General features: G+C 56.9%; 1 pseudogene. It reads right to left on the bottom strand.

Annotated features, from left to right (window positions below):
- Positions 1-318 (bottom strand): annotated as a pseudogene (locus EE949_RS00955) (hypothetical protein); the annotation flags it as partial.

Below are 318 nucleotides of genomic sequence, written 5' to 3'. Positions count from 1 at the left end.
GGCAATACACCTTTTCGTCGCGCAGCAAATCCACAAGAATCCGGTATTGGGCCAGCGGGTAGTAAAGCGTCAGGGTGCGTGAAGGCTCGTCGTAAGCGGGCTTCTTCAGACTCTTGCTGTCGCCCGAATCGAAGTGGATCAGCACCTGCGAAATGGACGCCCCCTTGTTCAAGGACTTGCCCTTGAGGCGCAACAGCAACGACGAAGTAACCGGAATGGGCTGTTGGCTCGACGGTCTCTGATTACCGGCGACGATGGTGTATTCAGTGACCCGCATCAATTGCTGCAACTCGGGTTCACCGACACGCAGGCCCTGCT

Source organism: Pseudomonas viridiflava, from assembly GCF_900602065.1.
GTDB lineage: Bacteria > Pseudomonadota > Gammaproteobacteria > Pseudomonadales > Pseudomonadaceae > Aquipseudomonas.
The sequence above is the reverse complement of the archived record's forward strand: the minus strand, read 5'-3'. Positions and strand labels throughout refer to the sequence as shown.